General features: G+C 39.5%; 12 protein-coding genes. 6 read left to right on the plus strand and 6 right to left on the minus strand.

Annotation, left to right across the window (positions count from 1 at the left end):
* Position 1 precedes the first annotated feature (1 nt).
* Positions 2-3,862: a pyruvate carboxylase gene (locus SKC36_RS03505; RefSeq protein ID WP_459464614.1), complete on the minus strand. Its 3,861-nt coding sequence runs from the start codon at positions 3,860-3,862 to the stop codon at positions 2-4.
* 213 nt (positions 3,863-4,075) lie between these two features.
* Between SKC36_RS03505 and pdxA the strand changes: the two genes are divergently transcribed.
* The 6 genes from pdxA to SKC36_RS03535 all read left to right on the plus strand — a co-directional run bounded on the left by pdxA (position 4,076) and on the right by SKC36_RS03535 (position 12,303).
* On the plus strand, positions 4,076-5,083 hold the full coding sequence (gene pdxA / locus SKC36_RS03510) for a 4-hydroxythreonine-4-phosphate dehydrogenase PdxA (protein WP_459464616.1): 1,008 nt from the start codon (positions 4,076-4,078) through the stop codon (positions 5,081-5,083).
* A 1-nt stretch (position 5,084) separates the two neighbouring features.
* Positions 5,085-6,011 carry an NAD(P)-dependent oxidoreductase gene (locus SKC36_RS03515; RefSeq protein WP_459464618.1) on the plus strand — a complete coding sequence of 309 codons (927 nt, stop codon included), beginning with the start codon at positions 5,085-5,087 and terminating at the stop codon, positions 6,009-6,011.
* Positions 6,008-8,449, plus strand: coding sequence for an endonuclease MutS2 (locus SKC36_RS03520; RefSeq protein WP_459464621.1), 2,442 nt, complete (start codon positions 6,008-6,010; stop codon positions 8,447-8,449). Before SKC36_RS03515 ends, SKC36_RS03520 begins: the two co-directional genes overlap by 4 nt.
* Positions 8,450-8,534: 85 nt before the next feature.
* A complete protein-coding gene (locus SKC36_RS03525; RefSeq protein WP_459453145.1) occupies positions 8,535-8,963 on the plus strand; it encodes an FKBP-type peptidyl-prolyl cis-trans isomerase in 429 nt (142 codons plus the stop codon).
* Positions 8,964-8,972: 9 nt separating this feature from the next.
* Complete coding sequence (locus SKC36_RS03530) at positions 8,973-11,408, plus strand: hypothetical protein (RefSeq protein ID WP_459464623.1); 2,436 nt, start codon at positions 8,973-8,975, stop codon at positions 11,406-11,408.
* Between the two features lie 4 nt (positions 11,409-11,412).
* Positions 11,413-12,303 (plus strand): YicC/YloC family endoribonuclease, encoded by an 891-nt coding sequence (locus SKC36_RS03535; RefSeq protein WP_459464625.1) that lies wholly within the window; start codon positions 11,413-11,415, stop codon positions 12,301-12,303.
* A 306-nt stretch (positions 12,304-12,609) separates the two neighbouring features.
* Here the strand turns inward: SKC36_RS03535 and SKC36_RS03540 are convergent, their stop codons facing one another.
* Genes SKC36_RS03540 through SKC36_RS03560 form a run of 5 tightly spaced genes read right to left on the minus strand, consistent with a single transcriptional unit; the run spans position 12,610 to position 18,406 of the window.
* Positions 12,610-13,005: a DUF6941 family protein gene (locus SKC36_RS03540; protein WP_459453148.1), complete on the minus strand. Its 396-nt coding sequence runs from the start codon at positions 13,003-13,005 to the stop codon at positions 12,610-12,612.
* Positions 13,006-13,015: 10 nt separating this feature from the next.
* Complete coding sequence (locus tag SKC36_RS03545) at positions 13,016-13,882, minus strand: EamA/RhaT family transporter (RefSeq protein WP_459453149.1); 867 nt, start codon at positions 13,880-13,882, stop codon at positions 13,016-13,018.
* A gap of 4 nt (positions 13,883-13,886) precedes the next feature.
* Positions 13,887-14,897 carry a ferrochelatase gene (gene hemH, locus SKC36_RS03550; RefSeq protein ID WP_459453150.1) on the minus strand — a complete coding sequence of 337 codons (1,011 nt, stop codon included), beginning with the start codon at positions 14,895-14,897 and terminating at the stop codon, positions 13,887-13,889.
* Positions 14,898-14,933: 36 nt separating this feature from the next.
* Positions 14,934-16,088, minus strand: a complete 1,155-nt coding sequence (locus SKC36_RS03555; RefSeq protein ID WP_459464627.1) for a DUF4249 domain-containing protein — start codon at positions 16,086-16,088, stop codon at positions 14,934-14,936.
* A gap of 2 nt (positions 16,089-16,090) precedes the next feature.
* Positions 16,091-18,406: a TonB-dependent receptor gene (locus tag SKC36_RS03560; protein ID WP_459464629.1), complete on the minus strand. Its 2,316-nt coding sequence runs from the start codon at positions 18,404-18,406 to the stop codon at positions 16,091-16,093.
* Between the last annotated feature and the right edge of the window lie 21 nt (positions 18,407-18,427).

Raw genomic sequence — 18,427 nt, forward strand, 5'->3', positions numbered from 1 at the left:
CTTATTTCTTTAAATAATCTCCTGATACAATTTGTGTGTCTGCTTGCGTTGGTCTGTTGTATAAATAAGCATAACTTTCTACCACCTGACCATTCAACTTCACTGGAACTTTGGTTCTAACAAACAAACTTTTATCTGGTTTATCAGCATCAAACTCCTCATATTCATCTAGCACGCCCAACAATTTAATCGTATTTGACAATAAATACAATTCACCTACTACCTGATCTTTCGAATCTTCCGAGGCAATTATACCCGGATATTCTGCTACTTGGTACATACGTCCTTGGTAGGTCGCCATACCCACATAATCCGAATTTCGAGCTAATAAACGGTGTAAGTCGTTACCGCAATCACGACGAAGCGTACCATAAACAAATAAATACTCTTCTACATTAGGTTCTGGTAATTTAGCCTCCTCTAAGGTTAATACTAAATCATCTTGTTCTACCACCGTTCCTTCATGCAATACCACATTTCCGATGATACCTTCAAATGGAGCAGAAACTATGGATTCCATTTTCATGGCTTCAATCACATACAAAGGAGCATTTTTCTTAACTTCCTCACCCGGTTTCACCAAAATACGACTCAGGCGACCTTGTAATGGAGCACCAATATCTCCTTTTTGAGAAGCCTTCACATGTTGTGGACGCTCAACTTTGATATTTTTATCTAAGACTTTAATCCTACGTGCTTGACCATTCAATTCAAAGGTAACATTACGTAAACCTGATTCATCAGGCTCCGACATGTGTAGGAACTTCACAATGATGGTTTTACCAGGCTCAATGGTAATCATGATTTCTTCATCTTGCTTTAAGCCATAGAAGAAGGCTGGAGTAGGCATAGCCGTTAAGTCCCCATATATTTGATGATTTTTGTAGTAGTCCTCGTATACTTTTGGATACATTTTGTACGACAAATAATCATAGAATCCTCCTTCATTATCAGGGAATTTGGCTTGGAAGGCAGCAAAATCTTTATCGAAATCGATTGGCGCTAAGTGGTCGTTTGGTCTTCCATCCATGGGCACCTCTCCTTTCAAGATAATTTCTTGCAATTGCTTAGGGAATCCTTGATATGGTTGACCTAAGCCGCCTTTGAAGAAATCTTTTACAGATTCTGGGAAAGATAATGTCGCTCCCTTAGCATATACATCTTCTGCTGTTAAGGAATTAGCCGTCATGAAAATAGCCATATCACCTACAACTTTAGATGACGGTGTTACTTTAACGATATCTCCAAACAACTTATTCGCTTCTGAATAATTGTCCTTTAATAACTCAAACTTATCACCTACGCCCAAGGCAACAGCTTGTCCACGTAGGTTGGTGTATTGTCCACCCGGAATTTCATTGTCATATACCTCAGCAGTACCTGCTTTTAGTTCAGATTCAAATGGCGTATACCAAGTTCTTACCGCTTCCCAATAATTGGAATATTGGTTCATTTCTTCCAAATCTAAAGTATCCTGGTTGGCTTGACCTTGCATCATAGCTACCAAGGAATTTAAATTAGGCTGAGAGGTTAATCCTGACATAGCAGCTAAAGCACCATCCACCACATCAACACCCGCTTCAATGGCCTTTAAATAAGTAGCTGATTGAATGGAAGCCGTATCATGTGTATGCAAATGGATAGGAATATCCACTGCTTTTTTCAATTCTTTCACTAAAAGCTCTGCTTGGAAAGGCCTCAATAAGCCAGCCATATCTTTGATAGCTAACATATGGGCTCCTTCATCTTCCAGTTGACGCGCCAAATCTAAATAATACTGTAGGTTATATTTTTCATTGGTAAATACATCCCCTGTATAACAAATAGCCGCTTCCGCAATTCCCGGAGTTCTTTCTCTCACCGCTCGGATAGACACTTTCATCGCCTCTACCCAGTTTAGTGAGTCAAAAATACGGAAGACATCGATACCCGCCTCAGAGGATTTCTCTACAAATTTCTCAATTAAATTATCTGGATAAGCCGAATATCCCACGGCATTAGAACCACGGAAAAGCATTTGAAGCAACATATTGGGCATGGCAAGACGAAACTCTTGCAAACGCTTCCATGGTGATTCTTGTAAAAACCGCATGGCCACGTCGAAAGTTGCCCCTCCCCAAACTTCCATGGAAAATAACTGAGGAAAGGATTTGGCAAAGCCAGAAGCTACGGCCAACATATCTTGTGTTCTCACCCGAGTAGCCAACAAAGACTGATGACCATCGCGGAAAGTAGTATCGGTAAACAATACTTGTTTGGTTTCCCGTATGTGTTTGGCAAATTTCTCAGGTCCCAATTCCATCAATAATTGCTTATTTCCCTTTGGAAAATCAGACAAAGGATCTGAATAAGGAATAATTGGTGGTCTGAAACTATTGGTGGGCTTAACCTTAACATCTGGATTACCATTGACAATCACTTCACCTAAATAACGTAAGGCTTTAGTGGAACGGTCTCTGGTTGGAATAAATTTAAATAATTCAGGATGGGTATCGATGAATTGAACGGTACACTGTCCATTCTGAAAAATGGGATGTGAAATAACATTTCTCAAGAATGGAATATTGGTTTTCACCCCACGAATACGGAATTCTGTCAAAGCACGATTTAAACGCTCGGCTGCACCTAATAAAGTTCTACCTTTAGCAGATACCTTGACCAACATGGAATCAAAATAAGGTGAAATTTTTACCCCAGGATAAGAAGATCCTTCATCCAAACGAATACCAAAGCCAGCTGCATTGCGGTAGGCAATGATCGTGCCAAAATCGGGTTTGAAACCATTGGTAGGATCCTCGGTAGTAATTCGACATTGAATGGCGAATCCTCGCAAAGGAATATCTTCTTGTGATAGAATATAAATACCTGGATCAGATAGTTTATAATTTTGGGCAATTAATATTTGTGTACGAACGATATCAATTCCTGTCACCTCTTCCGTAATGGTATGCTCTACCTGTACACGAGGGTTAACTTCAATGAAATAGATATTTTCATCACGGTCTACTAAAAACTCAACCGTACCTGCATTGTAGTAGTTTACCGCTTTACCAATCGCCAAGGCATATTGGTATAATTTCTTTTTAGTTTCATCTTTTAGACCAAAAGAGGGAGCTATCTCCACTACTTTTTGGAAACGTCGCTGAACGGAACAATCACGCTCATATAAATGCACTAAATTTCCATGCTGATCCCCCAATAATTGAACTTCGATGTGCTTCGGCTGATCAATGAATTTTTCAATGAAAATTGTTTCATCTCCAAAAGCATTCTTAGCTTCATTCCGCGCCTCATTATAAGCCTTTTCTAAATCCTCTTCTAAACGAACCACCCGCATACCACGTCCTCCCCCACCAGCTGCAGCCTTCACCATGACAGGAAAACCGATACGTTTTGCTTCTGACAAAGCCAAAGAATAAACAGACAAATCACCTTTGGAATCCTGAATCATGGGAACATTGGCCTTCATGGCCGCCACTTTTGCTGCTACTTTATCTCCAAGTGCGTCCATCGCTTCTGGAGAAGGTCCTACAAAAACGATTCCTTCTTCTCTACACCTACGCGCTAAATTGACGTTTTCAGATAAAAACCCATATCCTGGGTGAATAGCATCAATGTTTTTGCTTTTACACAAAGCAATCAAGCCCTCGTAATCCAAATAAGGTTTTAATGGTTCATCGTCTTTACCAATTTGATAGGCCTCATCCGCCTTGTAGCGGTGCAAGGAATACCTGTCTTCAAAGGTATAAACAGCGACGGTCCGAATCCCCAACTCGGAAGCTGCACGCATGATACGAATAGCGATTTCACCACGATTGGCGATAAGGAGACTAGAAATTTTTCTTACGTATGACTTTGGCATTATCTTCAATTATTGCATTCTAACAAAAATGCTAAAATAATTGGCATTTTTGCATTAATTGCCCCATTTTCTTTGCTGAATATTAAAAATTTACAATAATTATAGGGTTCGTTACCAATTTAGCGATAGAATATTTTCTCAAATGTGGCTAATAAAAAAAATCAGGCCCTCTTCCCTCGAAATTTCTTAACTTGCAGGCTGAATTTTTGAAGCATGAACACAAATAAACCATTGATTGGTATTAGCCTAGGTGATTATAATGGCATTGGTCCAGAAATCATTTTAAAAGCATTGGGAAGCCCAAGAATTTTAAAATGGTGTACGCCCGTTATTTATGGTTCCAAAAAGGTCTTAGATTTCTATCGTGAAAAATTAGAACTAAAGGATTGGTCCATCAAGATTGTGGATAACCTAAACCAAGTTAATGAAGGACAAAGCTATTTGGTCAAGGCCTGGGACGACAAAGACACGCTAGTTGAGCCCGGAAAAGTAACAGCAGAAGCTGGAAAAGCTGCTTTTGATTGTTTAGAAATGGCTATTAAAGATTTAGATCGAGGTTTATTAGCTGCTTTAGTGACCGCTCCTATCAATAAGCATAACATTCAATCAGCCGATTTCGCCTTTCCAGGTCATACAGAATATTTAACCGAAAGATTTGATTCCAAATCATCATTAATGATGATGGTAAGTGACAATTTGAGAATGGGGGTTGTAACTGGCCACTTGCCTTTACAAGAAGTAAGCAAAGCTTTAAATACTCAAATGCTTAAGGATAAGATTGCTCTGTTTTTAAAAAGTTTGAAAGAAGATTTCTGCATCGATAAACCTAAACTTGCTGTTTTAGGTTTGAATCCACATGCAGGCGAATCGGGATTATTAGGACAAGAAGAATTAGAAATTATTCAGCCGGTTATTGATGAGTTTAGAAGCCAAGGAAATCTAGTTTTTGGGCCCTATCCTGCAGATGGATTTTTTGGTAAAGCACAATTCAAAGAGTTTGATGGCGTTTTAGGCATGTATCATGATCAAGGTTTGATTCCATTTAAATACATTGCTTTTGATACTGGAGTGAACTTTACCGCTGGTCTACCCATCATTCGTACTTCTCCTGATCATGGAACTGCCTATGATATCGCTGGAAAAAATGAAGCGGATCCAAGTTCATTCATGCACGCCATCTTTTTGGCAATGGATTTAGTAAAAAATAGAATGCAGGCATAATATGCGCGCTCAGGTCCTAATCATTGATGAAGTACATGAATCCATGCCCCTAGGTCTAGAGGCTATGGGGTTTCAAGTGGTTAATGGAGTTAGTTGGACCAAAGAGGAGATACTGGCACAGCTAGTAAATATAGAAGGCTTAGTGGTCAGAAGTAAGCTCAAAATAGATGCCCAATTCCTAGAGCAAGCTAGCTCTCTTCGCTTTATCGCTCGTGCTGGGGCTGGTTTGGATTTAATCGATTTGGAGGCGGCTCGTCAAAAAAAGATTGAGGTATTTGCCGCCAATGAAGGAAATAAAGAAGCTGTAGCAGAACATGTGATTGGGCAATTATTAAGCTTGGCACATCATTTGAATAAATCAGACCGTGAAGTTAGGCAAGGAATTTGGGACAGAGAGGGAAATCGAGGTTGGGAAATTTCAGGAAAAACAATCGGAATCATTGGATATGGTCACATGGGACAATCAGTCGCTAGTCGCTTAAGCAGTTTTGGATTAAGGATTTTGGCCTATGATAAATACCAAGCTGTAGATCAATATAGCGCCACAATGGAGAATATTTTTGATCAAGCTGACATTGTTTCTTTACATATTCCATTAACAGATGAAACACGTGGCATGGTCAATGAATCATGGCTTGCTCAGTTTAAAAAGCCCATTGTTTTAATCAATAGTTCACGCGGACCCATCAGTCCATTAGCTGCATTAAAATCAGGATTGGAAAAAGGCCAAATTAGAGGATTAATTCTGGATGTCCTGCCAAATGAAAAATTAGCTACTTGGACAGAGGAAGAAAAATCACTCTTCCAAAAAATCAGTTCATTCCCTGCTACCGTCTTCAGCCCTCATGTGGCTGGATGGACCCATGAAAGTTACCGAAAAATCAACGAGGTACTTCTAGCCAAAATTAAAGCCTTTTACACCGCATGAATTACCCAGAAGGATTAGCTGACAAAATTGGCTTTAGCCATGTTCAGGCCGACATCAAAGCGGCATGCCTCAGCCCTATGGGAGTTGAATTTGCCGAAAAAATGCGATTTTCTAACCGATTTCCCATGGTAAAACAATGGGTCAATCAGGTACATGAAATGAAACAATTGATGGCGGAACGAGGTGGCGAGTGGCCCCAAGTGGATTATTATGATTTACGTCCTTGGTTGGCACCTTTAACTTTAGAAGGAAATTACCTTTCAGCAGACCAATGGAGAGATTGGCAAAGAGGAATAGAAGTATTATACCAATGCATTCGATTCTTTCATTTATTGGATTCAGAGGCCTACCCAGAATTACATCAATTAACTAGGCAATTTTCTCAAAAAATAGCTGAAAAATCAGATCAGGATTACATGCAACTATTGCCTGTTCTCCAGGAATTATCCCGTGTATTTGATGCCAATGGGCAAATTAAAGAAAATGCCTCTTCAGAATTAGGCGAGATTAGAAGGAAAAAAAATGCTGAGGAACAAGGATTAAGAAAGAAGTTGGATAGCTTATTGAATCAAGCACAACAACAAGGATGGATTTCCAAAGATTTTTCATTGACCCTTAGAAATGGCCGTATGGTAATTCCTTTAGCCGCTGAGCATAAGCGGAAGATCAAAGGATTTGTACAAGATGAATCAGATACGGGAAAAACAGTATTCTTAGAACCGGCAGATGCACTAACGGCCAACAATGAAATCAAATCCTTAGAGTCTGCTGAAAAAAGAGAAATTATTCAAATACTTTCCCGATTATCAGACCGCGTGAGACCCTTGGTGCCTATGCTTGGCCAATGGCTTCAGTGGTTAGGATTAATAGATTTTATTCGTGCCAAAGCCATTTGGGCACAAGAGCATCAAGCTATTTTACCGCATTTAGAAGAGAAACCGAGTTTGGATTGGCGGAATGCACGTCATCCTTTATTGGAAAAATCTTTAGAAAAAATTGGCAAGAAAATTAAGCCCTTGTCGATTCTTCTAGATGAAAAAAAGCGTCTAATGGTAGTCTCAGGGCCGAATGCCGGAGGTAAATCAGTTACACTGAGTACGGTAGGACTTCTACAATACTTATATCAATCGGGTTGTTTAGTACCTATCGAAGAAGGATCCAGCATGGGCTTCTTTCAGCAAATCTTCCTGGACATGGGAGATGAGCAAAATATTGAAAATGAATTAAGTACCTACAGTTCTCATTTGAGTAACATGCGTTACTTTCTCCAACATGCTAATGCCAAAACCTTGATATTGGTGGATGAATTTGGAACAGGCACTGAACCATCGCTTGGCGGAGCCATTGCAGAGGCCATATTGGAAAAATTGTCGGACAAAGGTTGTTACGGTGCAATCAATACCCACTTTGGCAATCTAAAAAGTTTAGCTGACCGAAAAGAGGGATTATTCAATGCCGCCATGCGCTATGATACGGCCCATTTGGAACCACTTTTTATCCTAGATATGGGAAAACCGGGTAGTTCATTTGCCTTTGAAATTGCCCAAAAAATTGGTTTACCAACTGGAATCATTGAAAATGCTAGAAAAAAACTAGGTAAAAAACAGGTCGACTTCGACAAATTATTGCTTGAAACGGAAACAGAGAAACAAATTTGGCAAAGTAAAAATCACAGTCTTAGTTTACAAAATGAGCAAGTAGATGCCATCAAGCAACAGTATGAGCAGCTAAAAAGCCATTTACAAGAAGAACAAAAAAACATCATTAACAAGGCGAAGGCAGAGGCAAAACTTTTAGTCAAAGAAGCTAACCAACGTATTGAGCAGACCATTCGAGAAATTAAAGAGAAAGCCGCAGGAAAGGAAGAGACGAAACAATTACGGGAAAAACTGGATGATTTTGCTCAAAAAGCTTTGGTTGAGGCACCTGTGAAACCGAAAGTCAACACCAACCCTGTGCTAAAAGCCATTCATGGTCCTATCACCGTGGGGGATTGGGTCGCAATTCAAGATGGAGGTAGTGAACCTACTATTGGGCAAGTCCTTGAAATCAAAGGAAAAGATGCCTTGTTGGCCTTAGGCTCCATCAGTACAACCATCAAATTGAAACGATTACAAAAAGTTCAAGCGCCTAAATCAGAAAAAACGAAGACATCTCCCTTAAAAGGAATTGATATCAACGACCGTATGGCTCAATTTAGCCTAACGTTAGATTTACGTGGCAAAAGAGGTGAAGAGGTTTGGGTTAGCTTAGATCAATACATCAATGATGTGCTGCTTTTGGGGGCGCCTGAAGTACGAATACTGCATGGAAAAGGAGATGGGATTTTACGGAATTTAGTGAGAGAGCAGTTAAAACGATATGCTCAAATTAAGCAAGTACAAGATGAGCATGCGGACCGAGGAGGTGCTGGTATCAGTGTAGTTACCATGAAATAGCCGAAAAACTTCCAGACTTTCATACCTCGATTAATAAAAAAAATACTGACCTTTGTCTCTGATTTTTTACACTTAACAATACATTATGTCTATTGCAAAAACTGGCGACAACGTTGCCGTTCATTACACAGGGAAACATACTGATGGCAGTATCTTCGATTCATCCGTAGGAAGCAATCCTTTAGAATTTCAATTAGGTTCAGGCATGGTTATCAAAGGCTTTGATGATGGCGTGACAGGAATGAGCATTGGAGAGAAAAAAACCATTACCATCCCTGCAGCAGAAGCTTATGGCGAACATTCTCCAGAAAATACGGTAACAATCGAAAGAAGTCAAATTCCTTCCCATATCCCAGTTGAATTGGGTGTTACTTTAAACATGCACCAGGATGGTGGACATGTCATTGAGGTAACTGTAACAGATTTGACAGATACACATGTGACTTTAGATGCCAATCACCCGATGGCAGGAAAAGATTTAACCTTTGAATTAGAGTTAGTAGCGATTAAATAATTCACACTCATGAAAATTGATTTTCGTTCCTTTTTGCCCCATGGATTAGTAATTCTAGGCTTTATTGTCATTGCTTTTATTTACTGTGGTCCTGTTTTACAGGGAAAAGTATTAATTCAGCACGACATACAGCAAGCGCAAGCTGCGGCAAGGGAAAGTGTTCAATTCAAAAATGAAACGGGTCAAGATGCTTGGTGGACCAACTCCATGTTTAGTGGAATGCCCACCTACCAAATTTCAGGATCTTATCCATACAGTATTTCCAGCTACTTAGGTAGCTGGATTACTAACATACTACCTAACCCTGTCAACCTAATATTTTTACAATTATTAGGCATGTACCTATTTTTATGGGCTATGGGCATATCGCCCATTTTGGGATTTGCCGGTTCGGTAGCCTATGCTTTTGCTACCTACAACATGGTCATTATTCCTGCTGGACATACTTCCAAGGTGCTTGCTTTAGCCTATGCACCCGTGGTATTGGCAGGATTACGACTTTGCTGGGGTCAACGTAAATGGCTAGGATTAGCCATTTTTACCTTGGGAATGGCCTTAGAACTTTATGCCAACCACATTCAAATAACCTATTATTTATTCTTCATCATTGGAGCAATAAAGCTGTATTTACTAAGTGAAGCCATTAAAACCGGCCAATTTAAACGCTGGCTAATCAATGGATTATGGATGGCCTTGGGACTCGTTTTAGCCCTAGGAACGCACAGCATGCGCTTGTGGAATAATTATGAATATAGCAAGGAAACAACCCGTGGACCTTCAGAATTAAAAGCCAATGCCAGCCGTGGAAACGGATTAGAAAAAGGGTATGCTTTTGACTGGTCTTACGGAATAGCGGAGACAGGCACTTTATTAATCCCTAATTTCATGGGAGGAGCTTCTCAAGGTGACCTTGGAGGAACAAAATCGAACACCTACAAAACCATGACAGATGCGGGGATTCCTGAGGAACAAACCTTAGCTTTCGTGGAAAAAGGATTTACTTATTGGGGAGAACAAAGTTATACGGCTGGGCCAGCTTATGCCGGTGCCCTAGTTATTTTCTTATTTTTATTTGCTGCACTTTATGTCAAAAGCAAAGAAAAATGGTGGATTATCTTCATTACCGTATTATTTACCACCTTTTCCTGGGGTAAGAACTTTGGATTCAACGGTTTTCTTTTCGACCATTTTCCGCTCTTTAATAAATTTAGAGCCATCACCATGGTCTTGTCTTTCGTTCAGTTTGGTTTAGTGGCTTTAGCCATGTTAGGCTTAATTCAATTATCCAAAGAGAAACCAAGCTTTGCTGAAATTAAACAGCCATTATGGATTTCCACGGGATTAACTGCGGGTTTATGTCTTATTTTGGCCCTTTTACCTGATGTATTTCTATCTTTTAAAGGACCACAAGACGGTATCCAATTAATCCAAGACACCAATTTGAATAATGCCATTTGGAATAGCATTCGCCTAGACCGTATTGCCTTATTTACTTCAGATGCTTGGAGAAGCTTCTTCTTTATTTTGTTGGGAGCTGGATTAGTATTTTTAAGCACAATAGAAAAAGTCAAGAAAAGCATTTGGGTTTTTGGTATGGTACTTTTGTTGGTTTTGGACGTTGCACCCGTAGCCAAACGCTATTTTGGCAAAGATTTTTTTGTTTCAAAAAGTACCTTAGATGAGCAGGTTGAGCCTAGTCCGGCGGACCAACAAATATTCGCTGACAAAAGCCAATTCAGAGTATTGAATTCTACGGTATCCTTTATGAATGATGCCACCACCAGTTATTACCACCATTCCATTGGAGGTTACCATGGTGCAAAACTTCGTCGTTATCAAGAATTGATTGAAAAGTATTTTGCAGGTAATCCTGCTCAAATGACGGTATTGAACATGTTGAATACCAAATATGTGATTGGTATGGATTCTACCAATCGACCGATTGCTCAAACCAATCCAAGTGCCCTTGGTAATGCATGGGTCGTTTCCCAAATCAAATGGACGAATAATGCCGATGAGGCTTTGAATGCCGTTGAAAAAATCAATCCCGCGCAAGAAGCTATTTTAGAAAACCAAGATAAAAAATGGCTAGGCAATTTCCAGCCTGTCCCGAGCAGTGGAACAGTAGTTTTAACTAACTATGCCCCCAATAAATTAAGCTATCAAAGTCAATTAAGCGCTCCTACCTTGGTGGTTTTCTCTGAAATTTATTACCGAGGAAATCAAGATTGGAAAGCCTTTATAGATGGCAAAGAAAGCCCACATGTAAGAGCTAATTATATCTTACGTGCCATGGTTGTTCCTGCAGGAAAGCATCAAATAGAGTTTAAATTTGCTCCTAAATCAGTAGAGACTGGAGCTAATATAGATGGATTAGCCTCTATCGGTTTGATTATATTCCTTGGATTGTCCTTGGGATTAGAGTATAGAAAAAAGAAAGTATAAGTATATGATTTATTCCATGACCGGCTTTGGTAAAGCCCAAAAAGAAATACAAGATCTTCAAATCAAAGTAGAGGTCAAAAGTTTGAATTCCAAGTTCACCGATTTATTTTGTCGATTACCTAAATCCTTATCTGCTAGAGAAATTGAAGTAAGGAATTACCTAACTCAACAATTAGAAAGGGGTAAAATTGAGTTATCGCTGACCATGCAAAAGGCCAACGAAACTACTTCCACTAGTTTACTGCCTGAAAAGCAAATAGAAGATCTTTTTAGTGAATTAAAGCGTGTTGCGACGCAAATTGGCGTGGAGCCTATTAACGAAACTGCCTTGTATTTACATGCGCTTTCTATGCCCAATACCATTCAGCCAGAACAAACTCAAGAATCGGAAGAAGAAATAGAGGCCTTATGGCAATCCATTTTTGAAATCATTCAGGAGGCCACACAAGAATGTAAAGCCTTTCGATTGAGAGAAGGCAATGTGGTGGAAGAGAAATTCAAAGAATATATAGCCTCGATTAAATCGGGACTAGATGCTGTAAAGGAGCAAGATTTAATCCGCATGCCTAACATTCGGGAGCGGATGAAAAAATCATTGCTTGATTTAGGTTTAAATGAAGATTTCGACCAAAATCGTTTTGAGCAAGAAGTAGTTTACTACATTGAAAAATTTGACATTTCAGAAGAAAAAGTGCGCCTTTCGACTCACTTGGAATATTTCTTAGAAGTATTGAAAGAAGGAAATGGTAAAAAATTAAACTTTATGGCGCAGGAAATCGGCCGTGAAATCAATACCATAGGTTCTAAAGCGAATGATTCTCAAATCCAGCGATTGGTTGTGAACATGAAAGATGAATTGGAGAAAATCAAGGAGCAAACAGCGAATGTGCTGTAATTATGAATGTAGAATGAAGAATGTAGAATGAAGAATGTAGAATGAAGAATGAAGAATGTAGAATGAAGAATGTAGAATGAAGAATGTAGAATGAAGAATGTAGAATGAAGAATGTAGAATGTAGAATGAAGAATGTAGAATGAAGAATGAAGAATGTAGAATGAAGAATGAAGATTGAAGAATGAAGAATGTAGAATGAAGAATTTGGAATGAAGAATTATTTGTTATTAAGATTGTTCTTTTCAATTTCTGGTAGCAAAAAAATCTTAATTCTTAATTCTTAATTCTACATTCTACATTCTTCCCCTAGCCCTGCTTCCCAACCGTAAGCCCTAATCCTGTTCTGAATTCGCCATCATAGTAAAATTCAAAGGCATATTTACCTGGTACATCAAATTTGGAATGTACTAAATTCCAAATAATATTTAAGGTAGTATGTTCAGCATTCGGATTCTTGACTGTAGTAAACTCCCCTTTAAAGGGTTCATGAAAATTATCACCTTGGGGGTTAAGCGCATCAATTTGAAAATAATGCAATCCTGCTTCTGAATTGGCAATACGAATTCGAGCAACTACCGCACAAGAGGGATGAATAGCGGGAAAGTCCTTGGCAGAGATATTATCAAATGTGCCATTTATCACTAATTTCCCTTGACCGTAATCAGCAGCATAATCCGCCAACGTAAATATTTCTACTTCCATAGTTGTTTCATTAAAGCAATAATAACACAATGGCAATACATCCTAAGCTTATGCCTATGCTCTGGCGGCCACTAATTTTCTCCTTAAAAAATAAATAAGCTACTGCCGTAGAACCTACAATGACACCTATGTTAAAGATAGGTAAAACTATGGCTCCATTATTTCCAAAATAGTCTAAAGTCTTCAATAAAAAATAAAAGGAGAAAAAATTAGGCAAACCCAAGGGGATAGTGGCTAATATGGAGGATTTGTTCCAAGTAAACTTTCCAAGGATTGTTCCGCGAATCAATTCTAAGATGGAGGCACCAATGGCTCCAGCAACAATCATCAGCATAAAGGGAATGGTTCCTCTAGCTTCATTAGCCACTTCGGCATTTAAAAAATTGAAGGCGGTATTGGTAATACCATATCCAACAAAAACTAACAATAATGCTGTCAATGATTTATTCTGCTCTTTTCCATCCATTGGCGGACTACAGAAATAAATAGCTCCAAAAGCCAAAATCAAACCCACTATAATTTGCCATGTCCAGCTTGCCCCTCCCCGATTCCAAATCAACAAATTAAACAGCACAGGAATCACCAATGATATATTATTGGCCAAAGAGGTGGTCGCCATACCATTTTTCTGAGTCGAAAAACCCGTCAGCAAAAAAGTAGCCACAAAACCCAAGCCTAGTGCCAACATACCCATGGAATAAGGCATAGCTGGCCAATGAAATGGTAGGGCATTGGGTTGAACTGCCCAACCTGTCAAAAAACAAATGGGATAATTTAATAAAATGGTCAAGCTGGTGTCAACCTTGAATTTGGCATGCATCCGAAAATTAACCAGGAGCAATACCGAAAAGAAAACACTTAAGATAAAGTATAGCATATACTTAGTATTGATGCACCAAATCTTTCAAGAACGTAACCCATTCTGGTGAATTATTCAAACTTTCCACCAATTGCCAATGCTCTCCGCCTGCTTCTTCAAACAATTCCTTGTATTCCTCTCCTACCTCGATGGTAGTTTCCAAGCAATCTGACACAAAAGCCGGAGAAAATGCCAAGATATTTTTCTTGCCTTCTTTCACCAATTTTTTGATCGTCTCATCGGTATAGGGTTGAAGCCACGGATCTCTTCCCAACCTACTTTGAAAGGCTGTTCCATAAGTTCCTTCCTTCAGACCCATTTCCTTGGCTATAAGACGTGTAGTTTCAAAGCATTGTGCCCGATAACATCCATGATTTTTCTCGGTGATTTGCTCACAACATGTCCCAAAAACACAGGTATTTTTCGTGATATCTCCATTTCTGATATGTCGCTCTGGAACACCATGATAGGAGAATAAATAATAATCAAACTGATGTTCCGCTTGGTACTTCTTTGCTTTATCCGCAAAATATGCCGCAAATCCAGGTCGATCATAGAAATAACTAACCAAGGAAACATCGGGCATAATTTGCCAAGAACTCATTAGTTCCATTACGCGTTCATATACAGAGCCTGTTGTAGCAGATGCATATTGTGGAAAGAAAGGAATGATGATCATTTTTTTCAATTGCATCTTTTCCATTTCCTTCAAAACAGACGGCAAATCGGGATTTTGGTAGCGCATGGCTAATTTTACCACATACTCATCGCCCAAACTTTTTTGAAGCTCATCACGTACATCCTCTCCGTAAAATTTCAAAGGAGAACCACGCTCTTCCCAAAGTTGTTGATAAATTTTGGCCGATTTAGGCGCTCTAAAGGGAGCAATGATGCCATTGACCAATAAGAATCTAAAAGGATAGGGGATATCTATGACCCGACCATCCATTAAAAATTCCCTTAAATATCGACGTACTGAAGCAGTATCCGGGGCATCCGGCGTACCTAAATTAACCAATAAAACTCCTACCATTTGTTCCTAATTTGCCGCAAAGATGATGCAAAATTCTTATAAAGTCCACCCTTCTGGTGTAATCTTTGTTCTTGAGGGTCCTTCCACGCAAGGAACTTTGTCTTGGCATCCTGGAGAAACACCTGGACAATAAAACATTTCTCCCGGAACTTGAGGGATATACGCCTTTTCGCCCGGAGGAATTCCTTTGGTGCGATCTATGTAAAAGATTTTCTTACTGATGGAGAAAACGTTGAAAATTCCTAAGATTTTTTCTGTTGGGTTGGTAATCGATTTCATATTGACCGAGAACCTAGTTTCGGCAGGAACATCAAACAAAGACCCGCTAGATTGAACTTGAGCGATTAAACTTTGGTAGAAGGTAAAGGCACTTTTGGAAATACCTCTTTGCTCTAAACGAAAGTAGTAGGGAGTATAATTATCAAATGGCGCACGAGCCACTTGCCTTCCCACAACCCGCTGGCCATTGGTCAATACATCCGAAAACACGTTCAAATCATTATTACTAGTAATATCCCAACATTTTCCGTTACATCCATAATTTAAGATTTGATCTGTAGCCACAACAGGAGTGATACACATGTTTGTCCTAAAATTCCAAGTTCCACCACCATCACAAGTAGCACAAATAGATATAGGTTCATAATGTCTCCAATTCCACATGTAATAATCTCCTTCTTTGGGACTATCTTGAAAATCTAAATAAACCGTATATCCTACCCGACGAATATCGCCTTTGGAATATTGATCTAATACCTCAAATTGAGTGACAATATTTTCAATCTCAGGCACGGCATTCATGACCTCTGGATTACTTTGATATTGTCTACCGTCCAAGGTTTTGATGAAAAGCTGGTAGGTTGAGCCTACCTTTCCCGCAAAACCCGTAGGTGGTAGGTAAGTACCCGTGGCTCCTCCAGTAACTTCCTTGAAAGTGGTTCTAAGGCCGTTTTGGTCAACAATGTAAACATCCGCCTTAGTCACCGGCAAAGAAAGCACCGACATGATTTTATTGGCTGAATTGGTGATACGAATCTTACACATGGAAGGATCGTTTACAATGTCAGCTTCAATAGTCAAGTAAGAAGTAGAGTCTATTTGCTTAAAATCCTTGATCGGATTTATACAAGCCCATGTCATAAAAAACAGGGAAAAACTCAAGAAAATATAGCTAATTAACTTATTAGGCATTTCTATAAAAATTTAAAATTATAGGTCAAGGATACAAATGGAGCAGCAAACACGCTTAGTTCATAGGGCTGTAAGGATTGTTTATTCGATTTAAAAAACACCGAATAAGGGTTTTGTCTTCCGTACAAATTATAGACGGTAAAAACCCAACTGCCTTCCCATCTCTTTTTAACCATAGATGGGTTACTGATGGTCCAGGAGAAATCCAAACGGTGGTAATCACGAATACGGTCGTTGTTCCTAGCCGCAAAAACAGGATAACGTTTACCTGCAATTTCATAGCTTCCTGAAGGAGAAGAGAAAGGTCTTCCTGTATTGTAGGCAAAGGTAAAGGAGAAACTATGGTGCGTGGTTGGCTGAATATTTAACATCATGTTAAAGGTGTGAGGCTTATCATAATTGGTGGCAAACCATTCTCCACCATTGATGGCTTGTACCTCTGGGAAATCGCCAATCATTTGATTAAATGCTCGAGCATAAGTATAACTCACCCATCCCGAGACTTCGCCCTTTTTCTTTTGAACCATTAACTCCATTCCATAAGCCTTACTCTTACCCGTAATCAATTGAGTCTCTATGTTCGGGTTCAATTGTAAATTGGCTCCTGAAACAAAATCCAAGGTGTTTCTTACATCACGGTAATAGGCTTCCAGTGAGGCTTCAAATACGTTTTCATTGTAGGTTTTGAAGAAACCTAAAGAATAAAAGTCGGACTGCTGTGGTTTAATGAAAGAGTCGGCCGTTTTCCAACGGGAAGTAGGTAGTGGCGTAGTATTATTGGAAAGCAATTGAAAAAACTGCTGCATGCGATTATACCCAAATTTCATGGTGGTATTTTCTGCCAGAGAGTATTTCATGGTCAAACGAGGTTCTAGACCGCCATAGCTGGCCATCACCTCGCCGTCTCCGTACACCTTTTTGGCAATAATAGTATTGGCTGCTGGCATTCGACTTGGATCATATTGATTAACGACTCCTGCTCCTATTCGCCAATATTGTGCATATCGCAAACCTGCCTGAATGGTAAATTTAGGACTCACAGTCCATTCATCATCCGCATAAATGGCGGCTTCAATGGATTGTTCATCTGGTAATACCACTTTTGCTACCCGAGAAACAACCCCATCATTTAAGGACCCTGGTTTGACATAATAGCGGGTGGCCATAGCCCCAAAATTCATTTTGTGATTTTCTATCGGTTGGTAATCAAAACTCAAGTGCACATTTTTATAATCAATGGAGCTTTGTAAATCTATCGCATTGACCGAATCAGGAGAATACGTTTTTGTTTTGTACAGGGTACTCGTGGCGCTTAACATCATATTCAGCTTATCTGAAAAATAATGATTCCAATGTACAGCCAAATTATTATGTCCATAATCAAAGGATGTCCGCTTAGCCACGACGTTTTCGATACTAAACAGGGAGTCTACTCGGTAGTAGTCCTGACTCAAATAATTGGAAATAGAAATGGTATTCTTATTATTGGGGCGATAAAAAACCTTGGTAGCCACATCCATGAAATTGGCACGAATGTTTTTCAACTCGGTCGGAGCAAACCATTTGAACATAAAATCATTCACGGACAATCGACCCGCCACTAAGATGGATAATTTTTCTTTGATCAAAGGAATCTCTGCCATGACACGGTTGGAAACCAAACCTACCCCTCCTTGCATTTTAAATTTATCGGTATTGGGTTCAATCATTTTGATGTCCAAAACTGCTGCCGTTCTACCTCCAAACCGTGAGGGTACTCCTCCTTTGTATAATTCCAAATCACGAATAGCGTCTGAGGCAAAAACCGAAAACAAACCAAACATGTGTGTTGGATTGAAAATGGGTGTGTTGTCAATGAAAATCAAATTCTGATCCACATTAGATCCTCGGATATTCAAACCATTGGCGCCTTCACCTACGGAAGATACGCCGGGAAGCGTTTGTAAACTTCGGATAACATCCACCTCCCCCATCATGGTAGGTAGCTTTTTGATACCCTTTAAACTTAAAACGGTCACTCCCAAGGAAGGTGTTTGAATGTCTCGCTTGGTAGCAGCACTAGAAACAATAACCTCTTCCAATTGCTTGGTCACGTCATTCAATTGAGCATTCAGGGTCGTATTAGATTTGATGTATACTTTAGTCCGATAGGGGTTATATCCTACATGACTAATTTTAACCACAAATTCACCATAGGGCAAATAAATACGGTACTGACCTAAAGAGTCTGTGGAAGTTCCTGATTTCTTGAAATCAACTGATATATCCGCACCACGGAGGGGTTCTCCTGTTTGTGCATCAACTACTTTCCCTTCCAAATAGGGTAAGGTAGTTGTGGG

Source organism: Aquirufa sp. OSTEICH-129A, from assembly GCF_054558355.1.